The following is a 6715-nucleotide window of genomic DNA, read 5'->3' on the forward strand; positions in this document are numbered from 1 at the left end:
CCGCGCGCTCCCACTCCCGCGCGCGCGCCCGCGCGCCCTCACCACCCCCCGCGCGCGGCGGGGGGGGGCGCCCCGCGCCCGCGCCCGCGCCCCGCGGCGGGGGCCGTCTGGGAGATGTGTGTCAGACGGCGCGGTCCCGCTCCCAGAGGTAGAAGCGGTGTGCCATGGCGTCCTTCGGCGAGCGCCAGGTCTCGGGGTTGTACGCGCTGACGTATGCCGTCAGCCGCTCGCTGACGTCCCGGAACGCGGGGTGCTCGGTCACCTTGGCGATGGCGGGTCCGGGCTCGCGCTCGGACTCGATGAGGTGCATGTACACGTCGCCGAACTGGAAGAGGCTGCGCCGTGCGACACCGACGAGGTGCGGCAGCTCTCCCCTGTCGGACTCCTCGAACACCTTGGCGATGTCGGGGGCCGAGCCCGGGGCCATGCGGGCGACGATGAGGGCCTGGTGCATCCGACCGTCCTCCGTCCGGCTCAGTCGGCCAGGACCGGCGCGGGCCGGTGTCCGGCAGCGGCCTTCTCGATCTTGTCCCGGATCAGGGCCATCTGGACCTTGGAGTTCCGGTTGATGTTGTCGGTCATCCAGTCGTCGTCGACGGGCGCGTCCGGCTTCATCTCGAAGTCCTGCGTCCAGATCATCCGGGTGCCGGCGGGGACCTCCTCGTACTCCCAGTGGATGTTCATGTAGGCGAAGGGTCCCGTCTCGACCCGGCGGGCCTCCACGGTCAGCGTGTCGCGGTCCGGCTCACGCTCGGAGACCCAGCTCCACACGGTGCCGTTCTCGTCCGGGTGCATGGTCAGCCGGAACTTGGTCCGGTTGCCCTCCTGCGAGAGGATCTCGCAGGCCGCGTACTCGCTGAACAGCTGCGGCCAGTTCTCCAGGTCGTTGGTCATGTCCCAGACGAGGTCCAGCGGTGCGCCGATGGTGATCTCGTTCTGCGTGTGTCCGGCCATGTCAGGCTCCTGCCATGAGAGTGCTGTTGACGAGGTCGAGGAACTGCCGGGGGGTCCTGCAGCGCTCCGCGTCCGGCGGCATCGGCGTGCCGTGACGGTTCTCCAGTTCGCCCACGATGCCGAGCAGGCCCAGCGAGTCGACGCCGAGGGCGTCGAAGCCCACGTCGCTCCGCTGCTCCAGCTCCTGCGGGGGGACGGTGACCCCTGCGGCCTTCTTCATGAGCCCGGACAGTTCTTCCACGGTGATTTGGGCAGTCATGCGTTCCTCTCCTTTACTGCGGAGGCTGTGCTGCGAGGGCGCCCCGCTACGAGGCGCCGTCGGTGCCGTGCCGGAGCACGAGCGCCGAGTTCGACCCCATGAGTCCCCGGCTGAGGACCAGCGCCGTTCGCAGCTCGGCGGTGCGGGCGTGGCCGGTCACGAGGTCGAGGTCGAGGCAGACGTCGAAGACGTTGGGGGTGGGTGGGATCAGGCCGTGCTCCATAGCGAGCACCGCCGCCGCGGTGTCCAGCACGGGTGCCGCGCAGTAGCCCCGGCCGATGCCGGTCTTCGGCGCGGTGACGGGCACCCGCCTGCCGTGACCGCCCAGGGCGTCGGCGATCGCCAGCGCCTCGGCACGGTCCGCCTCCGGCACCCCGAGGGCGTCGGCGAAGACGACGTCGACCTCCTCGGGGGCGCAGCCGGCCTCGTCCAGGGCCCCGCGGATCGCCTGCCCGAGCCCCTCCCGGGACTCGGCCCAGCGGGAGGCGCCGGTGAAGGTCGCCGCGTGTCCGGCGACGAGGGCCCGGACCGCGGCACCCCGCTCCCGCGCCGCTCCCGCCGCCTCCACGACGATCATCGCGCCGCCCTCGGCGGGTACGAACCCGCAGGCCGCGGTGGTGAACGGACGGTAGGCGCGGGTCGGGTCGTCGACGATGCTGAGCTCCTCGTAACCGAGCTGGCAGACCATCGAGTACGGGGCCAGCGGCGCCTCGGTCGAACCGGCCACGATGACGTCGGTGCCGCGCTGCACCGCCCGCGCCGCATGGGCGAGGGCGTCCAGGCCGCCCGCCTCGTCGGCCGCGACGACCGAGCAGGGACCCTTGAAACCGCGGCGGATGGAGATCTGACCGGTGCTGGCGGCGTAGAACCAGGCGATGGACTGGTACGGGCCGACGAACCGGCTCCCCTTTCCCCACAGTCGCTGGAGCTCCCGCTGACCGAACTCGCCGCCGCCGGAACCGGCCGCGGTGACCACGCCGATGGAGAACGGCGCTGCGGAGGTGTCGGCGGGCCCGAGACCGGCGTCGTCCAGCGCGAGGTCGGCCGCGGCCATGGCGTAGTGCGTGAAGCGGTCGGTCTGGACGAGGTAGCGCTCCTCGACCGCCGCCGCCGGGTCGAAGGCGCGGACCTCGCCGGCCACCTTCAGCGGCAGGTTCCCGCAGCCCTCGCGGGTGATCCGGTCGAGGACGCTGAGCCCTTCCTGGGTGGCCTTCCAGAAGGTGTCGGTGCTGGTTCCGTTGGGCGCGACCACACCGATGCCGGTGACGGCCGCGCGCCGTTCATGGGGTGCGCTCATCGTGCCTTCTCCCTGGGACGGGTCAGGATCACCGCGGACTGGAACCCGCCGAACCCGCTGCCCACGGAGAGCACGCTGTCGAGCTTCCGTTCGCGGGCGACGCGCGGGACGTAGTCCAGGTCGCACTCGGGGTCGGGGGTCTCGTAGTTCGCGGTCGGCGGCACGACCTGCTTGGCCAGCGCCAGCACACAGGCCACGACCTCGATCGCGCCGATCGCCCCGAGGGAGTGCCCCACCATGGACTTGATGGAGCTCATCGGCGTGTCGTAGGCGTGCTCTCCGAGCGCCCGCTTCACGGCCGCCGTCTCGTGGCGGTCGTTCTGCCGGGTGCCCGAGCCGTGTGCGTTGACGTAGTCGATCGCCGAGCCGTCGAGCCGGGAGTGGTCGAGGGCGGCCCCGATCGCCCGGGCCATCTCCAGGCCCTCACTGGTCAGGCCGGTCATGTGGTAGGCGTTGCCGTAGGTGGCGTAGCCGCTGAGCTCGCAGTACACGTGCGCGCCACGGGCCCGCGCGTGTTCCAGCTCCTCCAGGACGAGCACCGCTCCGCCCTCGCCCATGACGAACCCGTCACGGTTGTTGTCGAAGGGCCGGGAGGCGTGCGCGGGGTCGTCGTTGTTCGGGGACGTGGCCTTGATCGCGTCGAAGCACGCCATGGTGATCGGCGAGATCGGCGAGTCCGAGGCACCGGCTATGCAGACGTCGGCCCGGCCCTCCTCGACCGTGTGGAAGGCGTATCCGACCGCGTCCAGGCCCGAGGTGCAGCCCGTGGAGACGGTCTGCACCGGCCCTTGCGCGCCGAAACGTTCCGCCACCGCGGAGGCCAGCGTGCTGGGCGAGAACGCCCGGTGCAGCTGGGGCTCCGCCTCCCGGTGGTCCACGTCCCAGCGCTGACCACGGTGGCTGACCAGGACGTAATCGTGCTCCAGACGGGTGGTTCCGCCCACCGCGGTCCCCAGCGACACCCCGACCCGCCAAGGGTTCTCCCTGGCGAGGTCGAGACCGGAGTCCCGGACGGCTTCGTCCCCGGCGACCAGGGCGAACTGGATGTACCGGTCCGCCCGCTCGATCTGCTCGGCGTCCAGGCCGTGCGCCGCGGGATCGAAGTCGCACTCGGCGGCGATCCGCGACCGCAGGCCCGTCGGGTCGAAGAACGTTATGCCCCGCGTCGCGGTCCGGCCGTTGGCGAGGAGATCCCAGAACGCCGGTACGCCGATCCCGCCCGGAGCCACGATGCCTATGCCGGTGACCGCCACGCGCCGGGTCATGACCGGACCCGACCTCGGTCGGCAGCGCCCGCGGCGCCCGCCCCGGCTCCCTCTGTGACGACGGCGGCGGCACCGATGACCTCGGTCTCCTCCGTGTCGACATGGCCCAGCTGCGGGCGCGGCGCCAGCGGGCCCAGGTGGAAGACGATGCGCGCCTCCACATTGCCCACGTTGCGGAAGCGGTGCCGCATGTGGGCGGGGATCATCAGTCCCTGTTCCGGCTGCAGCGCGTGCGGCTCGCCGTCCAGGTCCACCTCCAGCTGCCCGCACACGACGTACACGAACTCCTCGGAGTACGGGTGGTAGTGCTCACCGATGCGGTCGCCGGGCTGCACGATGGCCACGCCCATGAAACCGCTGGTCGAGCCCACCGTGGCCGGCGTGAGCATGGCGCGCAGGTCGCCGCCGCGCTTGACGTTGGGCTCGACCTCGCTGAGGTCGACGATTCTCGGACGGGGTTTGATCACGACGTTCCTCCGATGGTTGCTGCGTCGGCGTGAGGGCGTGGCTGGCCGCCAGGTCAGGCGTCCGGCGAGCGGCGGTCGGTGATGAGATCCATGCGGACTGCGGCACCGTCCAGGAGTTTCTTCAGCTCGGCGGCCCGGCCGGACTCCGGCAGGTCGGCGGCACCGCGGGCGCCGCGCACATCGACCAGCCGCACCACGACGTCGTCGCGCTGGAAGATCGTGCTGCGCAGGACCGGGCTGTCCGGGGCCTCCGCCGCCGCCTCGTCGTGCTGGGCGAGCGCCTCGGCCAGCCGCATGCCCTGGCCGGACTTCGCCGGGTAGTACAGCGCGTGCCGCTCGGTCTCGGGCTGCTCGTCCGATGTCACGTGGTGCACGGCCGGCAGCGCCGCACGGGTGAAGAAGACGCGCGCGGACTCCTGGTCGTTCAGGTCCCGCTCCTGCTCCAGGTACGGGTTGATCGCCTCCTCCACGGCACGCACCTCGGGCTGCCGGGCGACGTGACGCAGCGCCGCGAGCAGGTCGCCGCGCACCTCGATGGCCCGCACGACCCGGTTGCCGTGCATGAACAGGGAGGTCCGGCACAGCCGCGTGGTGTCGTCGACCCGGGCCTCGGGCGAGGCGTAGTTCGCGAGGATCTTCGCGACCTCCCGCTCGCTGCCGGGCTTGACCGTGAAGGTCAGCGCGTGCCGGATGACACCGTCGCCGATCCTCGGCGAGGTCTGGAGCCGGCGCTTGGACGCCTTGGCGCCGGCCGCCTCACCACCCGTCTCACGGACGATGTGGAAGCGCAGCGACCTGGTGTCCCGGACGCAGCTGTGCAGCGGCTCCACCATCCGCACGTGCTCCTCGCTGTTCACCCAGGCCAGGAACGGCGGGGCACTCTCCCACTCGCTCGTGATGAGCCATTGGGATGGATTCTCGATGGACTGGCAGAGTTGGTCGCTGACATGCCCGGGAACCGACGCAACCTGGTTGCACAGTTGCTCGTAGGCCTCCAGGAACTGCTGCTGGGCTCCGTCGTACACGTCGACCAGCAGCACGACCCGGAGCCGGGAGCCGTCGAACACGGACTGGGAGACTTTCGACACCTGGCGCGTCAGTGCTTCTGAAACACGTTCAGACGTAGTGGTCATCCTGCGCACATCTCCTTCGCGGGGGCAGAGGCGGACGCCGGCCGCGGGTGACGCGACGTCAGCGTTCCTTGATCCTGTGCCGGTCACCACAATCGCGCGACTCGTATGAACCACGTGGGTGATTGGACCCGCCAACCCGGTCCCGCACGGCCCCAGAGGGCATGGAGAGTCACAGGCGCCCCATGCGCGTACCCCTGCCTCTGGAGGCTTCGATGCATCAAAAAGCCGACCACCGTGTTCCCGTCCTCATCGTGGGCGGCTCTCTGGTGGGCCTGTCCATGTCTCTGTTCCTGGGCCGTCTCGGTGTGCGGCACATGCTCGTCGAGCGACACTCCGGAACCTCGATCCACCCACGCGGACGCGGAAACAACGTCCGGACGATGGAACTCTTCCGGGTGGCCGGCATCGAACCGGACATCCACACGGCGGCCTCGCTGCTCGCCGACAACCACGGCATCCTGCAGACCCCGACCCTGGTCGGGGACGCGGGAGAGTGGCTGTTCAAACACATCGACGCGGGTGGCGGACTGGCCAGGTTCAGCCCCACCGCCTGGTGCCTGTGCAGCCAGAACGACCTGGAGCCCGTGCTGCTGGACAGCGCCCGCGCCCTGGGCGGCGACCTGAGGTACTCGCACGAGATGGAGACCTTCGAGCAGGACGCCCGAGGAGTGACGGCGGTCGTCCGGGACCGGAGCACCGAGGAGCGCCACACGGTCCACGCCGACTACCTCGTCGCCGCCGACGGCCCGCGCAGCCCGGTCCGCAGCCGGCTCGGCATCGGCCAGACCGGTCCCGGCGACCTGTTCGCCAACGTCAGCGTCACCTTCCGGTCCAAACTGCTCGCCGACGTGGTCGGCGACCGGCGCTTCATCTGCTGCTACCTCACCGACCCCGCGGCCGACGGCGCCCTCCTGCCCGTCGACAACAAGGAACGCTGGGTCTTCCACGCCCCCTGGCACCCCGAGCGGGGCGAGACCCTGGAGGAGTTCACCGAGGACCGGCTCGCCCGGCACATCCGCCGCGCGGTCGGCGCACCCGACCTCGACGTGGAACTCACCGGGAAGGCGTCCTGGCGGGCCGCCGAGCGCGTCGCCGACCGGTACCGGGAGGGCCGCGTGTTCCTGGCCGGGGACTCCGCCCACGAGATGTCCCCGACCGGCGCGTTCGGCTCCAACACCGGCATCCAGGACGCGCACAACCTCGCCTGGAAGCTCGCCGCCGTCCTCGGCGGCTGGGCCGGCCCGGGCCTGCTGGACACGTACGACAGCGGTCTCTTATACACAAATCAGATCCCACGACACAACGAACACTAGCTCTAAAACGCCGTGTGGGTTGAGAAT

General features: G+C 70.9%; 7 protein-coding genes and 1 pseudogene. 1 reads left to right on the forward strand and 7 read right to left on the reverse strand.

The genetic code is table 11. The features are described from left to right. Positions 1-121: 121 nt before the first annotated feature. The 7 genes from ACFW2E_RS38270 to ACFW2E_RS38300 are packed head-to-tail and all read right to left on the reverse strand — an operon-like array spanning position 122 to position 5375. Positions 122-454: a TcmI family type II polyketide cyclase gene (locus ACFW2E_RS38270; RefSeq protein ID WP_384474080.1), complete on the reverse strand. Its 333-nt coding sequence runs from the start codon at positions 452-454 to the stop codon at positions 122-124. Between the two features lie 20 nt (positions 455-474). Then, positions 475-954 carry an SRPBCC family protein gene (locus tag ACFW2E_RS38275; RefSeq protein ID WP_384474083.1) on the reverse strand — a complete coding sequence of 160 codons (480 nt, stop codon included), beginning with the start codon at positions 952-954 and terminating at the stop codon, positions 475-477. A gap of 1 nt (position 955) precedes the next feature. Next, positions 956-1213: an acyl carrier protein gene (locus ACFW2E_RS38280; protein ID WP_384474086.1), complete on the reverse strand. Its 258-nt coding sequence runs from the start codon at positions 1211-1213 to the stop codon at positions 956-958. A 46-nt stretch (positions 1214-1259) separates the two neighbouring features. Continuing rightward, positions 1260-2510 (reverse strand): beta-ketoacyl synthase N-terminal-like domain-containing protein, encoded by a 1251-nt coding sequence (locus ACFW2E_RS38285; protein ID WP_384474089.1) that lies wholly within the window; start codon positions 2508-2510, stop codon positions 1260-1262. Further along, positions 2507-3775: a beta-ketoacyl-[acyl-carrier-protein] synthase family protein gene (locus ACFW2E_RS38290; RefSeq protein ID WP_384474091.1), complete on the reverse strand. Its 1269-nt coding sequence runs from the start codon at positions 3773-3775 to the stop codon at positions 2507-2509. The genes ACFW2E_RS38285 and ACFW2E_RS38290 overlap by 4 nt, the downstream gene beginning before the upstream one ends. Next, the gene (locus tag ACFW2E_RS38295) at positions 3772-4242 is read right to left on the reverse strand and encodes a cupin domain-containing protein (RefSeq protein WP_384474094.1); all 471 of its coding nucleotides are present in this window, start codon (positions 4240-4242) and stop codon (positions 3772-3774) included. Before ACFW2E_RS38295 ends, ACFW2E_RS38290 begins: the two co-directional genes overlap by 4 nt. Before the next feature lie 53 nt (positions 4243-4295). Next, on the reverse strand, positions 4296-5375 hold the full coding sequence (locus tag ACFW2E_RS38300) for a SchA/CurD-like domain-containing protein (RefSeq protein ID WP_384474097.1): 1080 nt from the start codon (positions 5373-5375) through the stop codon (positions 4296-4298). A gap of 212 nt (positions 5376-5587) precedes the next feature. On the opposite strand from ACFW2E_RS38300, the pseudogene ACFW2E_RS38305 reads away from it, so the two are divergent. Continuing rightward, positions 5588-6643, forward strand: a pseudogene (locus ACFW2E_RS38305) (FAD-dependent oxidoreductase); the annotation flags it as partial. Positions 6644-6715 lie beyond the last annotated feature (72 nt).

The organism is Streptomyces sp. NPDC058964 (genome assembly GCF_042741275.1).
GTDB lineage: Bacteria > Actinomycetota > Actinomycetes > Streptomycetales > Streptomycetaceae > Streptomyces.